We start from the raw sequence: 21691 nt of genomic DNA, 5'->3' as shown, positions 1-21691 counted from the left end.
GAACTACGCATCCTGCACCTACGATTCTGGGGCAACCTCACCCAAGCCCAGATCGCCGACAAGATCGGCGTCTCCCAGATGCACGTGTCACGACTGCTCAACCGCACCCTGACCCGACTCCGAAACCAACTGACCGAGCCGATCTGACCTCCGAACACCGCCAGCCGGTCACCCCTTGCCGAACGGCGAGCCGTGCGTCTCCCTACCGACTGCCTCGATCACCGAATCGGTCCCCCGGCCGTTGGTCATGTCAGAGCACATCACCCTCGCCGATGAACGGTCCCAGCACCTCGTACAGGTGCAGGTCCGATCCACAGATCGCGGTCGTGGTGATGGGCACGACCGCGCCAGTCGGTTCCTTGATCGCAGGGTCGGGGACCTCGGCCACCCGTACATCCCGCTCGCCTTGCCGGGTAGCTGCCTTCATCAGACTCACGACGGCGGCGGCGGAACGGGGTGCTCCGCCAGAGCCCGGGCGACGGCGACCAGGTTGGCCGCCATGGCGCGTCCCGTGGTGATCGACCAGTCGCGGCCTTCCTCGCTCTCCAGGAAGCTCGGACCCGGGCCGGGGCCCCTGTTCCAATAGGTCCACGCCTGACCGGGGATCGTGTAGCCGAACTCGTTGAGCGCTCCGCTGAGATCGCTGATCACGTGGTGGGCGCCGTCCTCGTTGCCGGTGACGACCACGCCCGCGACGCGGTTGTAGGCGACCGGGCGGCCCTCGTCGTCGCTCTCGGACAACATCCCGTCCATCCGCTCGATCACCCGCTGGGCGACCGACGACGGGTGGCCGGCCCAGGTCGGCGAGGCGAGCACCAAGATCTCGGCGTCCAGGAGCTTGCCGTGCACCTCGGGCCACGGGTCGCCCGGCCCCAGGTCGGTCTCCACGCCGGGCGGGATGTCGAGGTCGACGGCCCGGACGGTCTCCACCTCGACCTTGCGTTCCCGAAGCTCCTCGATCACGACCGCGGCGAGCGCCTCGGTGTTGGACCGTTCAGGCGAACGTTTGAGCGTGCAGTTGATCACGATCGCGCGCACCGGACACCCCTCGTCATAACCAGCTCCCATCGGTCGACAAGTTCCTGCCACCTACCCACGCGACCTCCCACAAACAGCTCTTATGCATTCTTTGCCCGCTCTACCGAGGGCTTGATGGCTCTTGTGGCGCCGGCTGGGTTTCCGCGGGGCGCGGAGGTGTGAAGACCCGTCGCCAGGGCAGGTCAGTGCGGCCTGCGGATCCCGAGGGAGAGGAGGGCGGCCCGATGAGCATGGGCGGTCGTGTCGTTGTGATCACCGGAGCCAGCGGCGGGATCGGACGCGCCGCGGCACAGGAGTTCGGGTCCCGCGGCGCCAAGGTGGCCCTGCTGGCCCGAGGTGAGGCAGGCCTGCGAGCGGCGGCCGAGGACGTCACCGCGGCCGGGGGCGAAGCGCTGGTGCTGCCGGTGGACGTGGCCGATTTCGACGCCGTCCGGGAGGCGGGACGGCGCGCCGAGGAGGAGCTGGGGGCGGTCGACGTCTGGGTGAACGTGGCGTTCAGCTCGGTCTTCGCGCCGTTCACCGACATCGAACCCGCCGAGTTCCGGCGCGTCACCGAGGTGACCTACCTGGGATTCGTCCACGGTACGCGGGTGGCGCTGGACCTCATGCTGCCGCGCGACCGCGGAGTGATCGTCCAGACCGGATCGGCGCTGGCCAAGCGCGGGATCCCGCTCCAATCCGCCTACTGCGGCGCCAAGCACGCGGTCCAGGGCCTCCACGAATCACTGCGGACCGAACTGCTGCACTCGGGCAGCGGGGTGAAGACGACCATCGTGCACATGCCCGCGGTCAACACCCCACAGTTCACATGGCTCCTGTCCAAACTGCCCGAGCGAGCACAACCGGTGCCGCCGATCTACCAACCGGAAGTGGCGGCCCAGGCCCTTGTTCACGCGGCCGAGCACCCCGGACGACGGGAGTACTGGGTCGGCGGCAGCACCGTCGCCACCCTGCTCGCCGACAAGTTCGCCCCCGGCCTGGTCGATCGCTACCTGGCGCGCACCGGCTTCAGGTCCCAGCAGACCGGCGAACGCCGTGATCCCAGGCAGCCCGCCAACCTCTGGAAACCCGCCGACCGCGGCGGGAAGCACGACTTCGGGGCGCACGGCCCGTTCGACGACCAGGCCCACTCCCGCAGCTACCAGCTCTGGCTGATGCGGCACCGCCGGGCGCTGGCGGTAGCGGGCGGCGCCCTCGGCCTCGTCTGGCTCGCCCGTTCACGCCAACGATGACACCGGACAGGGCACCAACCCCGCGCCAGGTCCCTCCGGGTACCGCGGCGTACCACCCGACGAATACGAGGCCCTCCACTACCGCCAGAACCACACAGAACTGCAGGTCACAGCCACAACCTAGAGCCTCTATCGAAAACCGGGGCGCTTCACGGTGGCCGCTGTCGCGTGCCCTGGTGGGCTTCGTGGCCCGCAGCACCGGTCCGTCGGGGCGACGGGGGTCGCTGGTACCGCTGGTAGCTCATGCGAGGCCTCAGTGTCCCGGCCATCGCGTGGCGGTGCCGGGGCACTCGCCGTGGCTATCACGATTCCGGCTGCGGCCTATCTCGGCCGCATCGCGTCCAAGCCGGGGAAGCCAGGTAGCGTGTGTGCCGCGGGCGAGCAGGAGCATGCGGACAGGGCGGATGCCGGAGGTCTGGATGTCCACGCACGGCGCTTCTGAAGAGGGCGCGCACCGGTCCACGGGGCGGGCGTCTGAACAGCCGGCCGGCCAGACTGAGGAACAGCGGTTGCTCGGCTGGAGCGCGATCGCCGCGGCCGAGGACTCCGTAGTGGCGGCGTGGCAGCGGGAACTGATGAAAATGCATGAGACGGCCGCCGCGCAGGTGCATGCGGCGCGATCCGAGCTGGCCACGACGCTGGCCGGGACTGCGACCGCACAGGACGTGGCGGTGGCCGAGGCGGCACGGGAACGCTGGCAGCAGGCCTACACCGACTTCGCCCTCGTCAGCGGCGCCGTCAGCACCGAGCTGCGGCAGATGATGATGGAAGCGATGCGCCGGCTGGTTGTCACTGTCGCCCTCCATGACAACATGCGTGGCCGCTGCCAGTGCCAGGTCGGGCCTGGCTGGCATACCGCGGACTCCCGGTGCTTCAGATCGGCTGGTTAGGGCTCTGACCTGCAGGGCAAGGGCCAGATATGTCTGATTTGGGGGACCGTTTCAAGCCGGGAGAGCCCGCGCCCGCCAGTGGCTTCTATGAGTGCGACCGCGCGGACGTGTATCGGTGGAGCACCGATGTGGCGGGCCATCCGCCGCCGCCACCGCCGGGACGCAGCGGTGCGCGGTGGGGCCTGAGGGAGAAACGTCCGGTCCAGTCGTGACGCGCAACGACAGCGCAATGAGCGGACCGCGGCCTGGGCTCAGCCTGCTCGGATCCCGGGGTAGTTCGTGATCTGTGGGGGAAGGGGGGCCGCATGGGCACCACCGCGGTGATCGTCACCGACATGCTGAATCCGTATCGGCACGAGGACGCCGGTCTCCTCCAGGAGAGCGTGGCGCGCATCGTCGATCCGCTGAGCGCGCTGATCCGCCGGGCTTCGGAAAGTGACGAGTCCGAGGTGTTGCTGGTCTATGTCAACGACAACCACGGCGACTTCTCCGCTACGCGCGACGACTTGGTGGCCGCGGCCCGCAAGGGCGAGCGGCCCGATCTCGTGGAGCCTCTCGTCCCCTCCCCTGACTGTGTCTTCCTGCCCAAGGTCCGTCACAGCGCCTTCTACGGCACGCCCTTGGAGTACGTCCTGTCACGCGCCGGGGTCGAAAAGGTGGTCCTGACAGGCCAGGTCACCGAACAGTGCATCCTCTACACGGCCCTGGACGCCTACGTCCGGCACTTCTCGATCAGCGTGCCCCGGGACGCCGTCGCCTGCATCGATCCAGAGCTCGGGCAGGCGGCGCTCCGCATGATGGAGCGGAACATGCGTGCGGAGATCGTCACGGCCGGCACCTGCCTGCCATGACACGCGGAGACGAGCGGGCACCGTCCAGCCAGGATGCGGGCGCCGCGCCCGTGCACGGCGAGTCGTCCCACCGGACAGCGCCACCCCCCCCATGAACCAAACCGAAAGTTGACCCCAAGTGGACTCTATTTTGAATTGAATTCACGGAATGGGCCTCACATTCGACCGTCGTGGATCACTCCGCGACCTGCGGCTTAGGGACCACCTTCTCGGGTAGGGGGCGCTTGAATCCATTTCATGCCGAATGGCTGGGATTGCACACGTAAACCGCACTACAAGAGGGAACTCGACCCTCGCATACCGCCGAGGAGGAACGATGGCAGAGTCGAATCCGGTGAAGGCCGCGGTCGACAAGGTGGTCGAGACGGTCACCGACGACACGAAAGCGGGCGCGGAGATCCCTGGGCGTCCCGGCAGCGCGACGCCCACGGTCGAGGAGCCCACCGAGCCTGCCGGGCCCCTGCCGCCCAAGCCCGATCAGCGGGCGCCGGAAACGGTCACCTCGACCGGCCGTTCCGTGTCGGCGGCGCCGACGGGGCGGGCACAGGACGGTGAGTTCCTGACGACGGCGCAGGGACTGCGGCTGCCCGACAGCGACCATTCGCTGAAGGCGGGGACTCGCGGGCCGGTGCTGTTGCGGGACCACCACCTGCGGGAGAAGATCACCCACTTCGACCACGAGCGGATCCCCGAGCGCGTCGTGCACGCCCGTGGCGCGGGTGCGCACGGGACCTTCCGCGGGTACGGGACGGCGGCGCATCTGACGATGGCCGCGTTCCTGGGCAAGGACGTTCAGACGCCGGTCTTCGTGCGCTTCTCCACCGTGCTCGGGTCGCGGGGCTCGGCCGACACCGTGCGCGACACCCGGGGGTTCGCGACCAAGTTCTACACCTCAGAAGGCGTCTTCGACCTGGTCGGCAACAACATCCCGGTGTTCTTCATCCAGGACGCGATCAAGTTCCCCGACGTGATCCACGCGGGCAAGCCGCATCCGGACCGGGAGATCCCCCAGGCGCAGAGCGCGCACGACACCTTCTGGGACTTCGTCTCCCTGCACACCGAGGCCACCCACCACACGCTGTGGAACATGTCCGACCGCGCCATCCCGCGCTCCTACCGCACGATGGAGGGCTTCGGCGTTCACACCTTCCGGCTGGTCGACGCCGAGGGCGGCACCACGCTCGTGAAGTTCCACTGGAAGCCCAAAGCCGGCGTGCACTCCCTGGTGTGGGAGGAGGCCCAGCTCATCAACGGCATGGACCCCGACTTCCACCGCCGTGACCTGGCCGACGCGATCGAAGCCGGAGCCCACCCGCAATGGGAGCTGGGCGTCCAGACCTTTCCCGACACCCCCGAACAGACCTTCGAGGGCATCGATCTGCTCGACCCGACCAAGATCGTCCCTGAGGAGCTGGCACCGGTGCAGCCGATCGGGCTGCTCACCCTGGAGGCGAACCCGACCAACTACTTCGCCGAGACAGAGCAGATCGCCTTCCACCCCGGCCATCTGGTGCCCGGCATCGATGTCACCGATGACCCGCTGCTGGCCGGACGGCTCTTCTCCTACATCGACACCCAGATCACCCGGCTCGGCGGGCCCAACTTCGCGCAGATCCCGATCAACCGCACCCACGCTCCGGTCAACGACATGCTGCGGGACGGGTTCCACCAGCACGCGGTGCACGCCGGTGTCGCGCCCTACAAGCCCAACTCCCTGGACGGCGGCTGCCCGTTCTTCGCCGGTGCCGAGCAGGGTGGGTACGTCGAGGCGCCCGTGGAGGTCCCCGCGGCCAAGCGGGTGCGAGAGGCACCGGCATCGTTCGCCGACCACTACAGCCAGCCGCGCCAGTTCTGGCTGAGCTTGACGCCGGTCGAACGCGAGCACGTCATCGCCGCCTACACCTTCGAGCTCGGCAAGGTCTACGAGCAGCCGATCAAGGAACGCAACCTGCGGGTACTGGCCGAGATCGACCCCGTCCTGTGCGAGAAGGTCGCTCAGGGGCTCGGCCTGCCCGCCCCCACCGCCGCCGGCACACTGACGTCCGCCGAGCCCAGCCCGGCACTCTCCCAGGTCGGCGGCACCTGGCCCACCACCGGCCGGATCATCGGCATCGTCGCCGGCCCCGACGGCGACCTGGGCGCCGTCCGCGCCGTCCGGCAAGCCGTCCTGGACGGCGGCATGGTCCCGCTGATCATCGCTCCGGCCGGAGGCGTCCTCGGCTCCGGCGACGACGCCCTCACCGTGCAGCGGACCTTCGCCACCGCCCGATCGGTGGAGTTCGACGCGCTGCTCGTCGCCGGTGCGCCCGCGCCGGGCAGGGACGCCTACGGCGCCCGCGACGCCAAGGCCGGCGACGCGGCCACCGCCGCGGCCGTCATCGATCCGCGCGTCCGGCTGATGCTCGACGAGGTCTACCGGCACGCCAAGCCCATCGGCGGATGGGCCGACGCCGCCGACGCGCTCGACGCCGCCGGCATCTCCCCCCAAGCGCCCGGCGTCGTCGTCGGCGCAGACGCCCGGCCCGTCCTGGACTCCATCGTGGAGCTCCTCGGCCGGCACCGCGTCTGGGACCGCTTCCCGACCACTTCCGATCTGGCCTGACCGTTCGGCTCCCTGGGTGGCGGGCGAGGCCGCGCGTCCTCGCCCGCTGCTCACCGTCTGCGGCCGCGCATCGGCCCGGCCGCCTGCGAACAGGCTGCTCTCCACCTACGGCGAACGTGGCGCCCTGCTGAACGTCAGCCCTCGGCCACTGCACGGACCGTGGCCAGCGAGGTGTCGGCGGCGTCGGGCACGACCATCCCTGCCGCCTTGCCGGTACGCAGGTAATCCAGGACCTCCCCGTTCAGCCGTTCGCCGGGCAGCGCCGCGGGGATTCCCGGCGGATAGGGGGTGAGCATCTCGGCGACGATCCGTCCCGCCGCGTCGGCGATGGGAATCTGCTCGACGGGGCCGAAGAAGGCGTCGCGTGGCAAGCAGGCCTGTTCCAGACGCAGGTCACGGGGCGCCGGTACGGTCATGCTCGGCGCGGGCTCGAACGTCGCCGCCTGCGCCGCCACGTCCTTGAGCGCCGACACCAGAAGGCTCGCCGTGTGCTCGTCGTCGGCGTGAGTGAGCTGGGCACTGCTCCGCCGGTGATCAGAGACGTGCAGGTTGAGGTGATGGTGCTCGCGCATCCGATCGGCGACCTGATAGCCGGTGGCCCCCAGCCCGGACACGTCGATGATGACCTGTAGCGGATCCAGCTCCGCGGCCCTGCCGTCGCCGAGGAACTCGTCATGGAGAACGTGCAGCCCGTCGATGTCCTCGATGGCCTCACGGGTCGTGCGGGCCAGGTCCAGCGCCTGGCCGAGCAGCCGTCGGCCGTCCTCGGCCATCTGCCGCCGCCAGCCGTCCAGGGCGGCGTAGATCAGCACCGACGGGCTCGTCGTACCGAGAAGGTCCGCGCACGCCTTCAGCACTGCCGGATCGACAAGATCGCCCTGCTGATGGAACACCGAACCCTGCTCCAGGCCACTGCCCATCTTGTGCACGCTGGTCACGCACACGTCAGCGCCGGCATCCATCGCCCACGACGGCAGATCCGGATGGAACGGCAGGTGCGCACCCCACGCCTCGTCCACGACCAACGGCCGACCACGTTCATGACAGACCGCCGCGATGGCCGCCAGCTCCGCGCACGTGCCGTGGGGCGTCGGGCTCGTCACGAGCGCGCCGCGCGCGTCGGGATGCTCGTCGAAGGCGTCCCGGAACGCTCGCGCGGACGGCGCATGCGCGAGATGCAGCTCCGCGTCGAAGTTCGGCTCGACCCAGACGGGACGGATGCCCGCAATGATCAGCCCGGCGATCACCGATTTGTGCGCGTCCCGCCCCACCAGCAGCTTCTCGTGCGGACCGGCGACCGCGAGCATCGCGCTCTTGACCGACAACGAACTCCCGCAGGTCGTGAAGAACGTGTGCTCAGCCCGTACCGCATCGGCCATCAACTCCTGGGCGCGCTCCAGAACGCCGTGGGAGGACGTCCGGTCGTCCAGCCCCGCGATGGCGAGCATGTCGGAGCGGAACACGCCTTCACCCAGCACGTCGAGCACTCTCGGGTCGGTCCCCCGCCCCTGCTTGTGCCCCGGCGGCGTGAACGGCACGTCACCACGCTCACGGTAAGCCGCGACCGCCTCCAGCACCGGCGCCTCAGAATGATCCATACCCCTTTCCTTCCCCCTGGGCAGCGGACAACCGGTCATTACCCACGGCGAGGCATGCACCCCTCCCCTACGGCGTACTACGCGGAGATCTCACCGCCGTTCTGGTAATACCGATTTGCCCAACGCCGAGCCCGACGCCAAGGGTGGCGAGGATGAGGGTCATCAGCCGCCGACCAGAGCCTGAGGAATTCCCCGCGAGGACTTTGCAACGATCGGCCTTGAGCCGATGGGAAGGGCCGGACCGCCCGTAAACGCGGTCCGGCCCTTCCTTTCCGGACGGCACCGCGCCCCCGCGATGCCGCACCCCCCGGATTCCTTCAGCGCCTACCCTCACGAACCGAACGAAACATCCTTGCCGCACACGTTCGAGCAGACCCCGGACGAACCGGTCGACGAGAAGGCACCGCCGAGACCAGGCGATCAGAGCGCCCACATCAAGCGCCACCTGTCGAAGATCAGGAGGTGGGATCCTGACCGACTTCGCCGCGCCAGGCACCGGTCTCGCCACCCTGAGCCTCGACGAACTCCTTGAACCGCTTGAGATCACCCTTGATGCGGCGCTCGACCACGTTCAACGCGTCACCGGCCTTCTCGACCGCCCCCTCAGCCGCGAACTCCATCTGCAGCATCACCCGGGTCTCGCCAGGCGCCAGATGATGGAAGGTCACGACGCCGGCGGCCGGTCCTCCGGCTTGATCAGCTGAGTTGGTCGGCTTGGGTGCGCGACCGGCGGGCTTGGGCTCGGCAGGTGTCGGCCCGGCGCTGAAGGTCGGCCGCACGGGTGGGGTCTTCCAGGTCGGCGGTTTCGGCTGCGCGATCCAGAAGGGCTGCCGCGTTCTCGTAGGCCTCGGCCGAACGGAGCAAGGCCAGTACCGCGTTGCGGTGGGCCTGTTCGGCATGCTCGTGAGCATGGCCGGCTCGAAGTTCGGCCTTCTCAATGGAGTCGGACGAGGACGACCGGGCCTCACCGGAGAGCTCACTTCGGCGCCGGGCGGCCTGACGGGCCCGCCGGGCGGCCTGGTCGGCGCGCTGCCCGGCCTTGCTCGCGCGTTCGGCGTACGAACCGGGACCCCTGAGCGACGGGGCCTCGACCTCCGCTACGGGCTGGCCGGCGCGTACTGTCAGGTGGCGCAGGCGCGCCTGCGCGGCGGCGGCGTCCTCCAGGTCGAGTACCGCCGCGATCTGTTCGAGCTCCAGCCCATGAGCTCTGGCGAGCATGAACAGCCGGTACTCCAGCCGGTCACCGTCCAGCTGACGGGCCTGCATCACCACCAGAGCCGCCGCCAGGTCCGGCCCCGAAAGTTCCTCGCCGCGGTCGGCTGCTGCCAGAACCTTGTGGACCGCTTCGCCGTCGCTCAGCGGCTGCTTGGTCTCTTCCCACAACAACTCATCCAGCCCACGAGCAAACCGACCGGCCAGGTGCCTCCGAGCCGCTTTCACCATCTCCGGCGACGGAGCCGGAACCTCCACCATCGAAGCCTCCCGCGTCGAGACCCGCCGACCGGAAATCCTCCCCATGAGGGAGGCGAACAATCCTTCGGCTGCGACGTCCGGGACGGCAGCGTCGCGCCCAGAGACGTACCGCGAGGCGACCTCCTGGAATCGGCATACCGCAGACATATTGTGACGCTGCCAGTGATCCTGGGGACGCCCTGCCGTGGCGGCGTCCGTCGGTGGTGGAACGCCTCCCGCGATTCGGCAGCAGGTGATATCCCGGCTCGGGCGGGCAGGACAGCTCCATGGTGCCGCGACGCGATGTGGTGGTGATCGGGGCCTCGGCCGGGGGCGTCGAGGCGTTGACCGGGCTGCTGGCAACGCTTCCCGCCGACCTGGCGGCCGCGGTCCTGATCGTTACGCATGTTCCGGCCAACTCGCCGGGGAGACTGGCACGGGTGCTGACGCGATCCGGGCCGTTGCCGGCCGTCATGGCGGCCGACCGGCAGCGTCTGCGGGCCGGACGGATCCTGGTGCCCCGGCCGGATCATCATCTGCTGATCGGCAGCGACCCGGATGCCGAGAAGGCGTCCGGGATGCCGGGTTTGACGGCCCGAGTGGTGTACGGACCGCAAGAGAACCGCGTCCGGCCCGCCGTCGATCCGCTCTTTCGAAGCGCCGCCCGATGGTGCGGGCCCCGCGCCGTCGCCGTGGTCCTGTCGGGAGCGCTGGACGACGGAGCAGCGGGCGCGGCGGCCATCGCCGCCCGGGCCGGCACGGTACTGGTCCAAGACCCCGACGAAGCCCTGTTCGCCGGGATGCCCTCGGCAACCCTGGCCGCCGTACCCGACGCCGCCGCTCACCCGATCGCCGAGCTCGGCGCGGCGATCGCCGACCTGGTCGGCACACCGGCCGCCGAGCCGGCCTCGCCCACCGAGCACGACCTGGTAGTGGAGACCGACATGGTGGAGAGCGGATATCCCAACGACGGCCGGCGGCCTGGAACGCCCATCCAGCTCGGCTGCCCCGACTGCGGTGGCGGCCTGAACCTCATCGGCACCGGCGGCACGACGCATTACCGCTGCCATGTCGGCCATTCCTTCGGCCCCCGAACCCTGGCCACCGCCAAGGCCCACGATGCCGAAACCGCTCTGTGGACCACCATCAGCGCACTACAGGAACAGGCCACCATCCACCGGCAACTGGCCGAGACCACCGATGACGGCGACGCGCGAGCCCGGCACCAAGCCGCCGCCCAGCAAGCCGACCACAGCGCCTCAACGCTTCGCGAACAGGCACAACTCTGGCCCGAACTCAACCCCACACCCGGCGACACCCCGAACACCGGAAACGCCAATCCATGAGGAAGCCCGGCACAACCGACCGCCCCCCAGAAGGGACCGTCGTACCCACGAGTCCCTCGAAAACCAAGAGCGAATCTGGCCGTACTCCTTGGTGGCCCTCAGCATCTACCTCCGCCAACGCGGCTCACCCGTTTGTGACTCGCAACGCGCTTCGTCTGCGTGGTGAGCTTCGGAACACGTCGCGCTCTGGATGTCGCCGAGAGCAAAGGCGCCCGACTGGTGTTCGCCTCCAGCTCGCAGGTCTACGGCGATCCGCTCCAGCACCCGCAGGCCGGGACGTACCGGGGGAACGTCAATCCCATCGGGGCGCGCAGCGTGTACGACGAGGGCAAACGGTTCGGCGAAGCGCTGACCGCCGCGTTCCGCCACACCGCGGCGTCGACACCGCCATCGTTCGGATCTTCAACACCTACGGCCCGCGCATGCGCTTCGACGACCGCCGCGCCATCCCGACGCTCATCCGGCAGGCGCTGGCGGGAGACCCGCTAGCCGTCACGGGTGATGGCTCCCAGACGCGCGTCAACGCCGAGGGCCTCGATTGTCCGGTCGGTTCCCACGCCCGAGTAAATCCTGGCACGACCCTCCACCGGGTCCTCGGGCCGCCTGGCGCCCTCGCCGCAGTCGTCAGGCGACCCGGCCGACACGCCTGCGCAGCCTGCGTCTCTCATCCTCATCGAGCCCGCCCCAGACGCCGTGCCGCTGACCGGTGCGCAGCGCGAATTCCAAACACGCCCCGTGCACATGACAACGACGGCAAAACGCCTTGGCCGCTTCCAGTTCGTCCGGGCCGATAGGGAAGAAGAGTTCGGGATCCACGGATTGGCATTGGGCATACCTGACCCAGGATTCCCTGGCGAACGCCATCATCACTCCTGTGTGGGACTGCTGACAGATGGGCGAAAAGGGCTGATTCCTTGGCACCTGGCCTGTGTCAGGCGGTCTAAACCACGCCTCAGGATTGGATCGCGCCCCCGGTCACCGGACCGAAACGCCAGAACCCGATCTTCGGCGGCGCGGCGTCCCGAGCGTCGTCTCGCGATCGCCGTCGAGGGCCCGATCGACCGGGAGATGATCAGCTGTCCCCCGGCTGAAGCCGGCCATCCTGCATAGAACCGCCCTCGCGGGAAGGAGACCTTGGTATCGAACTGAATGTCCATCGAATGGCAGTTCGACACCAGTCGACCACGCGAAAGCACAGGGGGCGATCGAAGTGCGGGACTCGGCCAGAAACCTGTCAAAGCACGCCCCGCCGGCACGCAGGCAATGGTGGAAGGAACGCCTCAGGCTCATCGCCAAGGCGGTGTCGGCCTCGGTCGCCGCCTGGCTGCTGGCCCGCCACGCGGCCGGCCACGAGATGCCCTACTTCGCGCCGCTGGCAGCGTTGCTGGGCGTCTATCCCACCGTCATCTGGTCGCTGCGGGAGAGTCTGGCGTACGCCGGCGGGTTCGCCATCGCCATCGTGGTGTCACTGGGCGTCAGCGCCCTGATCGGTCCCGGGGTCGTCGGAATCGCCCTTGTCATCGCGCTCGCGCTGCTCGCGGCAGAGTCGCGCTGGCTCGCCGGCCAGGGGGCCCAGATCCCGTTCATGACGCTTTTCGCCCTGCTGCTCGGCGGTGAGCACATCCTCGGCTACATGGGACCACGGCTGATCGACGTCGCCATCGGCCTGGCGACGGGGCTCGCGGTCAACGTCCTCATCTTCCCGCCCCTGAACCTGCGCCATGCCGAATACCGCCTGCAGGAACTACAGGAAGAACTGGCCGGCGCGCTGAGCGAGCTGGCCGACCAGGCGGAAGACCAGAAAGCCCAGCCCGCGAGCTGGCGGCGCCGCGAGACCCTGGTACTCCGCGCATTGGACCACGCCCGGCGCTCCTGCGCCCAAGGCGACGACGGCCTCCGTCTCAACCCCCGGGCACGCCTGCACGGACTCCGCAGCGGTCAGAGCTGGCAGGGTTCGCGGAGACTGATCGTGCTCGAACAGATCGTCGTTCACGTCCGATCGATCGCAAGCACACTGTGCAGCCTCGACTCCGGCGCGACCAAGATCGACGACTCGCTGCGGAAGGACTACGCCGACCTGCTCCGTTCGCTGGCTTCCCGGATCCGGCAACCGCCGGGCGCGACGTCCGATGACTCACCTTCATCGCCCCCACAGTCGACGCAACAACGCCTCGAAACCCCGTTCACCACCGCCGGGGCAGGCGCACCCGGCCTCTGGGACCCCGGCGCGGAGCTCATGCGGCTGAGCGGGCTGATCCTCACAGCCCTCAGCCCCTCTGACCAACGACCTCCGAACCGGTCCTCCTCAGCGGCCTAGGTCCTCCCTTCACTGCTCCGCACCATCGATCGGCTGAAGGCGTGGCAAGGTCCGGGGCATGCATCGATGTCCTGATTGAGGGCAGGTCCACGCGGCGATGATCCGAGCCGAACAAGGAGATCTGGACGGCGCTCTCGGCAGTGCACGATCGCCGGTCATTGACTCTGACACGGAAGCCCCATGCGAACCCTCGACGGTCGAGCCACAGACCGAGGCCGTGGCACCACCCGATCAACGGAACCGAACGAGGATGCCATGGAAAGGGCCTCGCGACGTGCGGCCCAGTCACCGCGGCGCCCTCACAGGTTGAGCTATTCGTGAACGGTCGTCGGCGGGGTGGAGGGCGTCAGCGAGGCGAGCAGATGGCCGAAGCCCCGGGGAGCCCGGTAGTGCCTGCGAGCCGAGGTGACAACGTTGACGGAGGACGTGCGCAGCACTCGCCCTCCCGCGGCCTCGAGGGCGTGGACGAAGGCCCGGTCCTCCCCTGTGCGGAGGGGTGGGAAGCCGCCGGCGGCCTGGTAGGCGGCGGCCGTGAAGCCGAGGTTGGCGCCGTGCAGGCCGGGTTCGGGATAGCGGCCCGCCCACAGCCGGGCCCGCCAGGTGGGATGTTCGGTCCAGTCCGTGATGGTGACCGAGCCCGCCACCGCGTGCCAGCCTTCTTCCGCGTACCGGAGCTGGGACAGGAGCCAGCACGGCGGGACGAGTGTGTCGGCATCGGTGGTGGCGATCCAGTCGGCGCCCTGGCGGATCAGTGCCGTGACGCCGAGGTCGCGGGCGACGCCCACATTGCGCGCGTCCGTCTCGATGACGGTGGCGCCGAAGGCGCGGGCCACCGCGAGGGTCCCGTCCGAGCAGGCGTCCGCGACCACGATGATGCGAGCACCGGTGAGCTCGGCGGACCTGAGGCAGGCGCCCAGATAACGTTCCTCGTTGTGGGCCGGAACGACGATCCCCGCCCTCACACCAGCCCCTCGGCCGCGGCCACGGACACCGCCTCCCCCCGGACGAAGACGTCGCAGCGAAAGTCCGCTTCGACGTGGCCGACGAGGCGGTTCAGCGGGGTCCGGGCGAGGGCGTCGTGCACGTCGTCCCCGGTCTGGGGGTATTCGGCCACGGGGTGACGCCAGTGAACGGCGAGCAGGGTGCCGCCCGGCTGGAGGGAGCCCAGGACCCGCTCGACGACCTCGGCGAGATCGTGGTCGTCGAAGTAGTACAGGACCTCCGACAACACGATCAGGTCGAATCGGCCGTCGGGCCAGTCCCGTGGAAGGGTGCGAAGCTCCACCCTGGCGCGGGGCGCGCGGCGCCGCGCCTGCTCCACCGCGGACGCCGAGGTGTCGCACGCGAGGAGGCGGTCGCACCGTTCAGCGAGTCGTTCGGTCAGCACGCCGATCGAGCAGCCGGCCTCGAAGCCCTCCGCGTACCGGGGTCGTGGCAGCGCGGCCAGGCCGACCTCGTACTTGCGCCGCTCGTACCAGCGCGTGGTGAAGCCCCAAGGATCGGGCGAGCGGCCGTACATGGCGTCGAAATAGTCGGTGCCCAGCGTCACCGGAACAGCACCTCCTGGTCGCGAGTGAAGTGGTCGACGATGCCGGGCGGCAGGATCTCCCCCAACTGGCTGGTGAAGCAGCCGATCGCGACTCGTTTGCGCGCGGCGGCTTCGGCCGTCAGGGAAACGCGGCGGGCGGCGGCCCACGGCAGGCGCGGGTCCGCGGGCGTGGCCCAATGCCACGCCCAGATGGGGAAACGCAGTGCCTCGACGCCGTTCGCGGCGCCGGCCGCGAGGGCGGACCGGCCCGCGGCTTCGTGATCACGGTGCGCGTCGTGTTCCCATGGCGCGAGGCAGAGGTCGAAGCCGCGGGTCAGGTCCTTCAGGGCCGGGATCAGCTCCTCGTCACGGACTCCCGCGTCGGGCATCCCGAGCCGGACGACCTCGCATCTCGCGCGACTCCCGAGCGCCGCGAGCGCCGCCTCGCTCTCCGCGCGTCGCGTGGCGGTGATCTGCTCGGCGGGCAGATGCGGGTGCGAGCCCTCGCCGTCCGTGACCGCCACGAGGCGTACCGGGACGTCCAGCATGGCCAGCAGCCCGCCCACACCGAGCACCTCGTCGTCGGGATGTGCGGCAACGACCACCACGTCACGGAGGCCCGCGAGGTCCAGGGCGGGAAGCGCGGCGAGCCCGGACCACGCCCGCCACTCCGATTCCGCGGTGCCGGGCGCGTCGATCCAGTTCACCAATCCTGTCCGTTCACCCGTGCACCAAGAGCGGCCAGATCACGTTCGGCGTGATGCTGGCGCAGGTAGACCGCCAGGTCTGCTACTCGGCGGCCGTGCGCCTCGTCGTGCGAGAGCGGCCCCGCCCCGAGCGCCCTGCCGACTCGGTCCATGACATCGCTCGCCACCTCGGCGACCAGTGCCCGGATGCGCAGTGCCCGGGTCGCCGCCTCTTCCTTGCGGTCGAACGGATCGGCGTCGATCTCGTCGGCGGCCTGCTCCAGGGCCGTGCGCGCCGACCGCAGGGCGATGTCCACGGCCCCCAGGTGGGCGAGGGCGTGCGGTCCGGTCGCCCCGAGCAGCGCGCGGCCGATCGCCCGTGCTCCCCCGAACCAAACGGCCGCGACGCCCACTCCCCCGTGATGGAACCCGGGCCGGTCGGTGTACGCGCCGACCCGATCGGCCGGAACATCGTCGAAGCGCACGTCCAGGCTGTCACTGGCGGCCATCCCGGTCGCCGGCCAGGTGCCGGCCACAGGCTCCCCCGGCTCCACCACGTACAGCATGGTGCCTACGGTGACCAGCGCATGCGTGCAGATCCGCGCCCCGGAGCAGTAGGGGCGCACCCCCCGCACCTTCCCGTCGGCATGCTCAAGGCCGTCCGGCTTTGCCGCCCACACGCCCCAGAGGCTGCCGGGTGGCGCCGGCGGTCCCCCCAGCTCGTCCAGGATGGCCAGTGCGTCGAAGTGCCCTTCGGCCAGCCGGGCCAGAGACAGGTCCTCCTCCGCCAGATCCGCCAGCGCGCCCCAGCGGGCGCGTGTGTCGCCGTGCCCGGGAAGCGGGAGCCGTCGCTCCGCCACCTCGGAGAACCGTCGCTCGACATGGACTCGCCACTCTCGCAAGGACGCCCCCCTCATCCGCCGAGGAGATCAAGGATGTCGTCGGCGTGCTCCTCTTCCTCGGCGAGGATGTCCTCCATGAGCCGGCGGGTGGTCACGTCGCCGTCGCCGAGCCAGCGGATGATCTCCTGGTAGGACTCGATCACGATGCGCTCGGCGACCAGGTTCTCCCGCAGCATGCCCTCCAGGTCGTCGTCGGCGAACGTCTCGTACGTGGTGTGGGACCGTTCGGCCAACGTGGCCGGGTCGAAGTCGGGGTCGCCGCCGAGCTGGCTGATGCGCTCGGCCGCGCGCATGGCATGCTCGCGCTCCTCGTCGGCATGTTCACTGAACTCGGCGGCCACCTGCGCCCGGTTGATCCCGGTCGCGGAGATCGAGTGCCGGGTGTAACGCATCCAGCACACGATCTCGGTGGCGAGCACGTCGTTGAGCACCCCTACGACGTCCTCGGCCTTGTGGCCGTACGACTCGGTCAGCGGCCCGTTCTCCATCTTCTGGCGGGCACGTTCGCGAATCGCCGCCACGTCGGCGCTGAAGCTGCGGTCTGGAATCATCGTTCTCCTCGTGCGAGCGACCTGTTCAGGCTTCCTGCTACCCACCAGCGCGAAGACATGCCGGTCTTTGACCACTCCAGGAAGGCATTTTTCGGCTTTTTGGGGAAGTTCCGCAGATATGAGCATCCTGAACAAGCTGGAGAACACGTCCGAGCTGGACCGGGTCATCACCCCGGCCCAGAAGCTGGTGCGCAGGCTCGGTCCCGGCAAGCTGCGCGACGCCCTGCACGGCGTCGGGCTCGGTCACCCCCTGCATCCCGCGCTGGTGCAGGTACCTCTCGGCGCCTGGCTGTCGGCGGCGGCGCTCGATCTGTGGGGAGACGACGACCGCGCGGCCCGCCGACTGGCGACCCTCGGCCTTCTCGGCTCGCTTCCCGCCGTCGCCGCGGGGGCACTCGACTGGGCCGAACAACACGAACAGCAGATGCGGGTGGGCGTCGTGCACGCCGTGGCCAACGGCACCGCCATCGGCCTCTACGGCCTCTCGCTCGCGACCCGGGCTCCTCGTGCCGGGCGGGCGGTGCGGTTCGCCGGTCTGCTGACGGCAGGAGCGGGAGGCCTGCTCGGCGGACGTCTCTCCTTCCGGCAGGCAGCCGGGGCCAACCACGCAGAACCCATTCCGCATCTGGTCGAACCCGGCTGGCACGAGCTCGGTCGTCTCGACGCCGTACCGCATGGCAAGCCGACCCGCGCTATGCTGGACGAGGTTCCGCTGGTGGTCGTGCGCCGCGGCGACGAGGTGACCGTGCTCGCCGACCGCTGCAGCCACCTGTCCGGCCACCTGTCGGACGGGGAACTCGACGAAGACTGCCTCGTGTGCCCCTGGCACGGCAGCGCCTTCCGCCTTTCCGACGGCAGCGTCCGGCACGGACCGGCCACGGCGCCCCAGCCCGCGTTCGAGACCGAGAACCGATCCGGCACCCTGTGGATCCGGCTGCCGGGCGCAGGATGATCCCGTCATGCATGGTTGAGCGGCTGGGCCCGGAGAGTCCCCGCCGCGTGCTTCAGCAGTTGCGAGACGTGCGTCTCTGACCCGCCGGAGCGCGGTTGGGATCCCGTGGTGTCGGCGTTGGTCGACATCTGGTGCCCGTTCTGCTCGCCCCGCCTCGATGTCCGCTCATGAGGCGGCTACGGTGCGCAGCCGGGCACGCGAACGCGCCCGCGGCCTCCAGGTGGCGACCAGCGCCGCGGCCAGCAGGAGCTCGGCGATGTCGCCGCCGTAGTACATGATCTCCGCGCCGCCGCGCACCTGGTTGATCGGGGCGTGCACGTCGATGAGGAACCCGCCGTACATCAGCTGGGACAGCACGGCGTGCACCGCGATGGCCACGCCCAGCACCGCCAGGCGGGTTCGCACGCCCGGCCGGGCGGGAGCGGGATCGGGACCGGCGATCACCCAGGCGAACAGGCACCCCGACACCAGGAAGTGGACATGCAGCAGCCAGTGCCCGGCGGGGTGGGCGGCGGCGGCGTTGTAGAGCGGCGTGCAATACAGGACGGCCAGGCTGCCCACGCTCAAGAACAGCGCGGTGACCGGATGGGCCAGCAGCGCCATCGGCCTGCTGCGCAGCATCCGGGTCAGGGTCCGGGCGTCGCGGGCGGGCAGGACGCGCAGGAGCACCGTGATCGGAGCACCCAGCACCAGCGCCAGCGGCGCGTACATGCCGATCAGCAGATGCTGAAGCATGTGGCCCCGGAAATCCTCATGCGCCAGCGGCGCGATGGGAGGCAGCAGCGCCACCGCCAGCAGCGCGCATCCGATCAGGAACGCCGCCGTGCGCCGCCTCGGCCACGGGCGGCGGCCGGCGCGGGACGCACGGCCCACCAGCAGCACATAGACCACCGCGAGCAGCGCAACCACGGCTGGGGGAAGAAGCGCGGCCCATGAGCCGCCGCCGTGGTCGGACACGGGGTGACCGGGCATGGGGTGGTCGTGCATCACAGGTCACCCTGCTGGACGGGCTCGCCGCCGACGGCGGTGCCGACCGGCTTGCCCGAACGCTGCAACAGGTAGCCCCCCACGAGCAGCACGGCGCCCAGCGCCAGGAACCCCAGGTCCCACCACAACTGCTGAGGACCACCGTGCACATGGTGGATGCCCAGCAGGTGATGGTCGACGACGCCTTCGACGAGGTTGAACAACCCCCACCCCGCCACGATCCAGCCCCACAACACGCGCGAGGTCCAGACCCGGCGCCGCCGGTGGGTGACCCGCGAATACAGCATCGCGAGCCCGGCCAGGACCGCCAGCCAGCACACGGTGTGGAACAGGCCGTCCCACACCGTGTTCATCTCCAGGCCCGACACGGTGTGCGGGTCGTAGTACTTCACCCCGAGATGGTCATCGTCGGTGCTGCTGAGCATGTGATGCCACTGCAGCAGCTGATGCAGCAGGATGCCGTCGGCGAACCCGCCGAGCCCCACCCCCAGCACGATCCCCGGCAGACGCAGGTCCACCGGCGAGACGTCCCTTTCGACCCGATCTGTTGCACCCACCAACGATCACTCCCTGATCACCGCGACACAGCGAGATCAACTTGCCCTTCCCGGGCGACTACCCCGCCACCGCTCGACCAATCCCGGCTTCCGGGCCGGCTGGGCGCTACCGGCCGGCATCGCGTGCGCAGGGCTGAGAAGGTGTCCGAGAACGATGATCTTGGGTTGATGAGGATTCGTGAGCAGGGCTCGTGCTTGACGCGGTCGTGATGCAGGCTGGGGTGCATGGTCGGAGTGATGGACGTTCCAGCGGTTGCCGCGTTCGTCCGGGACCGTCTCGCTGACGAGTGGCAGCAGGCCGGTCTGTTCCACGAAGGCCATGCCCGCTGGCGCGAGGACTGGCGACCCATGACCTTCAGCTCCGCACCGTGTGGTGCCGCCGGCAAATCGTGGCTATCAGCATGACCCAGTCCCCTGGCGATCCACGCCATCTGCTCCCCGCAGCGGCCGTCGTCGGCTCGCCAGGCCAGGGTGACGCCTTCCCCGTCCGGTTCCCGGTGGTCGCGCTGATCGCCTCCGCCGGGGGCCTGGACGCCCTCTTCCGCGTCCTGGGGCCGCTGCCCGCCGACCTGCCCGCGGCGATCCTGGTCGCCTTGCACCAGGACCCGCAGCGGCCCAGCCGGCTGGCCGCGCTGCTGGCACGACGCACCCGGCTGCCGGTGAGCGTCGCGGTCAACAACGCCACCATGCGGCCAGGGCAGGTGCTGGTCATCCCGCCGGCCCGGCACCTGCTGGTCACCTCCCAAGCTCAGGTCGGATTGATCGAGGCCGGAGCGCTACCGCCCGCCCGGCCCTCGGCAGACCTGCTGCTGGCAACCCTCGCGGTCACCTGCGGACCCCACGCCCTGGCGGTCATCCTCACCGGCATGGGCCACGACGGCCAAGCCGGCGTCCGCGCCATCACCCACTGCGGCGGCACCGCCATTGCCCAGGACCAGGCCACCTCAAAATTCTTCGCCATGCCCTCGGCCGCCATCGACACCCGCCAGATCGACCAGATCCTCGCCCTGGACGACATCGCCGCAGCGATCACCACTCACACCACGATCCGGTCCGCCTGAAGTGCCCCGGTTCGGAAGGAGGCCGTGCGGTGGCAGTCCCAGACGCTACGAGCACAAGTCACGGGAAGAGAATCCGGCGTCCCGCGCGGCGGCCGGGCCGGATAACGCCGGGAACGCGCCTCATGCGCAGTCGAAAACCGGAATTGTTCAGCCAATAATCGTACGCTCCGCTCCGGAGTTCCCGTAGCAATTGCCGAACATCGACAATATTCGCGAATCCGACGAAGTCGTGTCTGATCCATCTATTCATTTACACTTCGCGTCTTGACGCAGGTATGGGGAGGCGCCTCCAGAGAGGTCGATGAGCTGGGCAAACTCAATCGCATACGCCTGGTGACACCACTCTTACCGATGTCCCAGATTCGACGTTCCCGAGGGCTGGAATATCTGGTGTTGGTAATGCCGAGTCCTTGCGATGAAGGAGAATCCGCATGCCCGACGTCCTGGACCGCAAACTGCAGAGAGCTTTCACCCTGTTCCAGGGAGACGACCAGTCTGCCCCGATCGACCGGAGCTACTTCGCGGGCCTGGCCCACCACCAGGCGGCCACGTTCCCGGGCGCCTCCAGCTCGAAGATCGAGGAGCTTGAGGAGTCGTTCACCACGTTCTGGGATCGCCATCTCGTGAAGAGGGCGGCCGCCGACGGAACCCTCACCGGCGAGGGGTTCTCGTCGGCGATCACCTCCGCCCTCGACACCGATCGGGAGACGTTCCTGTCCGACATGGTCAACATCGGCAGGTGCTGGTTCGCCGTGGCCGACACCAACGGCGATCACATCATCGAGAAGGACGAGTACGTCAAGATGTACGGGTCGCTGTTCCCTCTCACCTCCGAGGAACTGGCCACCGGCTTCGCGAAGATGGACCGCGACGGAGACGGCGTGATCGACCATGACGAGATCCGCGCCGCGACGCTCGAGTACTGGACGAGCAACGATCCCGAAGCTCGCGGCAACTGGCTGTTCGGCCCCTTCGAGTGATCTGGCTTCTCTGACGCTCGAACACGGCGCTCGTCCGGTCGCCCTCCTGCCTGGGCGCCGCGCGATGCCACCGCGGTTCACGACGACTCCGGCGAGGGCGCGGGGACCGGGATCCCAAACCCGCGTCCCGCCGGAGGTCAGGTAAGAGGTCGACGCCGCCC

23 protein-coding genes and 1 pseudogene are annotated in these 21691 nt (G+C 69.4%); 11 read left to right on the top strand and 13 right to left on the bottom strand.

From position 1 onward, the window contains the following. On the top strand, positions 1 to 147 hold a 147-nt coding region (locus tag ABZ810_RS45385), incomplete at its 5' end, for a sigma factor-like helix-turn-helix DNA-binding protein (RefSeq protein WP_358414233.1). A gap of 103 nt (positions 148 to 250) precedes the next feature. On the opposite strand, the gene ABZ810_RS45380 is transcribed toward ABZ810_RS45385, so the two are convergent. Further along, the gene (locus tag ABZ810_RS45380; protein WP_358414224.1) at positions 251 to 388 is read right to left on the bottom strand and encodes a hypothetical protein; all 138 of its coding nucleotides are present in this window, start codon (positions 386 to 388) and stop codon (positions 251 to 253) included. A 44-nt stretch (positions 389 to 432) separates the two neighbouring features. Further along, complete coding sequence (locus ABZ810_RS45375) at positions 433 to 1038, bottom strand: flavodoxin family protein (RefSeq protein ID WP_358414221.1); 606 nt, start codon at positions 1036 to 1038, stop codon at positions 433 to 435. 230 nt (positions 1039 to 1268) lie between these two features. Here ABZ810_RS45375 and ABZ810_RS45370 point away from each other — a divergent pair, with 230 nt between their 5' ends. The 4 genes from ABZ810_RS45370 (at position 1269) to ABZ810_RS45355 (ending at position 6613) form a co-directional block, all read left to right on the top strand. Further along, positions 1269 to 2270 (top strand): SDR family oxidoreductase, encoded by a 1002-nt coding sequence (locus tag ABZ810_RS45370; protein WP_358414230.1) that lies wholly within the window; start codon positions 1269 to 1271, stop codon positions 2268 to 2270. A 419-nt stretch (positions 2271 to 2689) separates the two neighbouring features. Beyond that, positions 2690 to 3160 carry a hypothetical protein gene (locus tag ABZ810_RS45365; protein ID WP_358414218.1) on the top strand — a complete coding sequence of 157 codons (471 nt, stop codon included), beginning with the start codon at positions 2690 to 2692 and terminating at the stop codon, positions 3158 to 3160. 305 nt (positions 3161 to 3465) lie between these two features. Next, the gene (locus ABZ810_RS45360; protein ID WP_358414215.1) at positions 3466 to 4011 is read left to right on the top strand and encodes an isochorismatase family cysteine hydrolase; all 546 of its coding nucleotides are present in this window, start codon (positions 3466 to 3468) and stop codon (positions 4009 to 4011) included. A 316-nt stretch (positions 4012 to 4327) separates the two neighbouring features. Continuing rightward, complete coding sequence (locus ABZ810_RS45355; RefSeq protein WP_358414212.1) at positions 4328 to 6613, top strand: catalase; 2286 nt, start codon at positions 4328 to 4330, stop codon at positions 6611 to 6613. Between the two features lie 134 nt (positions 6614 to 6747). On the opposite strand, the gene ABZ810_RS45350 is transcribed toward ABZ810_RS45355, so the two are convergent. The 3 genes from ABZ810_RS45350 to ABZ810_RS45340 all read right to left on the bottom strand — a co-directional run bounded on the left by ABZ810_RS45350 (position 6748) and on the right by ABZ810_RS45340 (position 9684). Next, complete coding sequence (locus ABZ810_RS45350; RefSeq protein WP_358414209.1) at positions 6748 to 8211, bottom strand: ornithine decarboxylase; 1464 nt, start codon at positions 8209 to 8211, stop codon at positions 6748 to 6750. Positions 8212 to 8666: 455 nt separating this feature from the next. After that, on the bottom strand, positions 8667 to 8879 hold the full coding sequence (locus tag ABZ810_RS45345; RefSeq protein WP_358414206.1) for a hypothetical protein: 213 nt from the start codon (positions 8877 to 8879) through the stop codon (positions 8667 to 8669). A gap of 28 nt (positions 8880 to 8907) precedes the next feature. Continuing rightward, positions 8908 to 9684 carry a hypothetical protein gene (locus ABZ810_RS45340; protein ID WP_358414204.1) on the bottom strand — a complete coding sequence of 259 codons (777 nt, stop codon included), beginning with the start codon at positions 9682 to 9684 and terminating at the stop codon, positions 8908 to 8910. Positions 9685 to 9950: 266 nt separating this feature from the next. Between ABZ810_RS45340 and ABZ810_RS45335 the strand changes: the two genes are divergently transcribed. Both ABZ810_RS45335 and ABZ810_RS45330 read left to right on the top strand, forming a co-directional pair. Beyond that, complete coding sequence (locus ABZ810_RS45335; protein WP_358414201.1) at positions 9951 to 11009, top strand: chemotaxis protein CheB; 1059 nt, start codon at positions 9951 to 9953, stop codon at positions 11007 to 11009. A gap of 165 nt (positions 11010 to 11174) precedes the next feature. Continuing rightward, a pseudogene (locus ABZ810_RS45330) lies at positions 11175 to 11527 on the top strand (NAD-dependent epimerase/dehydratase family protein); the annotation flags it as partial. Between the two features lie 106 nt (positions 11528 to 11633). Here the strand turns inward: ABZ810_RS45330 and ABZ810_RS45325 are convergent. Next, positions 11634 to 11873, bottom strand: a complete 240-nt coding sequence (locus ABZ810_RS45325) for a WhiB family transcriptional regulator (RefSeq protein ID WP_358414198.1) — start codon at positions 11871 to 11873, stop codon at positions 11634 to 11636. Positions 11874 to 12219: 346 nt separating this feature from the next. Here ABZ810_RS45325 and ABZ810_RS45320 point away from each other — a divergent pair, with 346 nt between their 5' ends. Further along, on the top strand, positions 12220 to 13326 hold the full coding sequence (locus ABZ810_RS45320; protein WP_358414195.1) for an FUSC family protein: 1107 nt from the start codon (positions 12220 to 12222) through the stop codon (positions 13324 to 13326). A gap of 311 nt (positions 13327 to 13637) precedes the next feature. Here the strand turns inward: ABZ810_RS45320 and ABZ810_RS45315 are convergent, their stop codons facing one another. Genes ABZ810_RS45315 through ABZ810_RS45295 form a run of 5 tightly spaced genes read right to left on the bottom strand, consistent with a single transcriptional unit; the run spans position 13638 to position 16993 of the window. Then, positions 13638 to 14288, bottom strand: a complete 651-nt coding sequence (locus ABZ810_RS45315; RefSeq protein ID WP_358414192.1) for a glycosyltransferase — start codon at positions 14286 to 14288, stop codon at positions 13638 to 13640. Next, positions 14285 to 14875, bottom strand: coding sequence for a class I SAM-dependent methyltransferase (locus ABZ810_RS45310; RefSeq protein WP_358414189.1), 591 nt, complete (start codon positions 14873 to 14875; stop codon positions 14285 to 14287). Before ABZ810_RS45310 ends, ABZ810_RS45315 begins: the two co-directional genes overlap by 4 nt. Beyond that, the gene (locus ABZ810_RS45305) at positions 14872 to 15561 is read right to left on the bottom strand and encodes a PIG-L family deacetylase (protein ID WP_358414186.1); all 690 of its coding nucleotides are present in this window, start codon (positions 15559 to 15561) and stop codon (positions 14872 to 14874) included. The genes ABZ810_RS45310 and ABZ810_RS45305 overlap by 4 nt, the downstream gene beginning before the upstream one ends. Next, on the bottom strand, positions 15558 to 16400 hold the full coding sequence (locus ABZ810_RS45300) for an acyl-CoA dehydrogenase (protein WP_358414183.1): 843 nt from the start codon (positions 16398 to 16400) through the stop codon (positions 15558 to 15560). The genes ABZ810_RS45305 and ABZ810_RS45300 overlap by 4 nt, the downstream gene beginning before the upstream one ends. 53 nt (positions 16401 to 16453) lie before the next feature. Further along, on the bottom strand, positions 16454 to 16993 hold the full coding sequence (locus tag ABZ810_RS45295) for a DUF892 family protein (RefSeq protein ID WP_358414180.1): 540 nt from the start codon (positions 16991 to 16993) through the stop codon (positions 16454 to 16456). 118 nt (positions 16994 to 17111) lie between these two features. On the opposite strand from ABZ810_RS45295, the gene ABZ810_RS45290 reads away from it, so the two are divergent. Continuing rightward, positions 17112 to 17945, top strand: coding sequence for a Rieske (2Fe-2S) protein (locus ABZ810_RS45290; RefSeq protein WP_358414177.1), 834 nt, complete (start codon positions 17112 to 17114; stop codon positions 17943 to 17945). A gap of 165 nt (positions 17946 to 18110) precedes the next feature. Here ABZ810_RS45290 and ABZ810_RS45285 read toward each other — a convergent pair whose 3' ends face one another. Both ABZ810_RS45285 and ABZ810_RS45280 read right to left on the bottom strand, forming a co-directional pair. Next, positions 18111 to 18932 (bottom strand): cytochrome c oxidase assembly protein, encoded by an 822-nt coding sequence (locus ABZ810_RS45285; protein WP_358414174.1) that lies wholly within the window; start codon positions 18930 to 18932, stop codon positions 18111 to 18113. Then, complete coding sequence (locus tag ABZ810_RS45280) at positions 18932 to 19450, bottom strand: DUF2243 domain-containing protein (RefSeq protein ID WP_358414171.1); 519 nt, start codon at positions 19448 to 19450, stop codon at positions 18932 to 18934. Before ABZ810_RS45280 ends, ABZ810_RS45285 begins: the two co-directional genes overlap by 1 nt. 440 nt (positions 19451 to 19890) lie before the next feature. Here ABZ810_RS45280 and ABZ810_RS45275 point away from each other — a divergent pair, with 440 nt between their 5' ends. Further along, positions 19891 to 20550 (top strand): chemotaxis protein CheB, encoded by a 660-nt coding sequence (locus ABZ810_RS45275; RefSeq protein ID WP_358414168.1) that lies wholly within the window; start codon positions 19891 to 19893, stop codon positions 20548 to 20550. A 431-nt stretch (positions 20551 to 20981) separates the two neighbouring features. Beyond that, positions 20982 to 21530 (top strand): hypothetical protein, encoded by a 549-nt coding sequence (locus ABZ810_RS45270; RefSeq protein ID WP_358414165.1) that lies wholly within the window; start codon positions 20982 to 20984, stop codon positions 21528 to 21530. Positions 21531 to 21691: the final 161 nt, after the last annotated feature.

This window comes from Spirillospora sp. NPDC047279 (assembly GCF_040643285.1).
In the GTDB taxonomy this organism is placed as follows: Bacteria; Actinomycetota; Actinomycetes; order Streptosporangiales; family Streptosporangiaceae; genus Spirillospora.
This window is presented reverse-complemented; position numbering and strand designations above follow the sequence as displayed.

Coding starts and splice junctions, on each gene's coding strand:
- ABZ810_RS45370 (WP_358414230.1), top strand. CDS start 1,269: ATGGGCGGTCGTGTCGTTGTGATCACCGGAGCCAGCGGCGGGATCGGA.
- ABZ810_RS45365 (WP_358414218.1), top strand. CDS start 2,690: ATGTCCACGCACGGCGCTTCTGAAGAGGGCGCGCACCGGTCCACGGGG.
- ABZ810_RS45360 (WP_358414215.1), top strand. CDS start 3,466: ATGGGCACCACCGCGGTGATCGTCACCGACATGCTGAATCCGTATCGG.
- ABZ810_RS45355 (WP_358414212.1), top strand. CDS start 4,328: ATGGCAGAGTCGAATCCGGTGAAGGCCGCGGTCGACAAGGTGGTCGAG.
- ABZ810_RS45350 (WP_358414209.1), bottom strand. CDS start 8,211: ATGGATCATTCTGAGGCGCCGGTGCTGGAGGCGGTCGCGGCTTACCGT.
- ABZ810_RS45340 (WP_358414204.1), bottom strand. CDS start 9,684: ATGGTGGAGGTTCCGGCTCCGTCGCCGGAGATGGTGAAAGCGGCTCGG.
- ABZ810_RS45335 (WP_358414201.1), top strand. CDS start 9,951: ATGGTGCCGCGACGCGATGTGGTGGTGATCGGGGCCTCGGCCGGGGGC.
- ABZ810_RS45325 (WP_358414198.1), bottom strand. CDS start 11,873: ATGGCGTTCGCCAGGGAATCCTGGGTCAGGTATGCCCAATGCCAATCC.
- ABZ810_RS45295 (WP_358414180.1), bottom strand. CDS start 16,993: ATGATTCCAGACCGCAGCTTCAGCGCCGACGTGGCGGCGATTCGCGAA.
- ABZ810_RS45290 (WP_358414177.1), top strand. CDS start 17,112: ATGAGCATCCTGAACAAGCTGGAGAACACGTCCGAGCTGGACCGGGTC.
- ABZ810_RS45285 (WP_358414174.1), bottom strand. CDS start 18,932: ATGCACGACCACCCCATGCCCGGTCACCCCGTGTCCGACCACGGCGGC.
- ABZ810_RS45275 (WP_358414168.1), top strand. CDS start 19,891: ATGACCCAGTCCCCTGGCGATCCACGCCATCTGCTCCCCGCAGCGGCC.
- ABZ810_RS45270 (WP_358414165.1), top strand. CDS start 20,982: ATGCCCGACGTCCTGGACCGCAAACTGCAGAGAGCTTTCACCCTGTTC.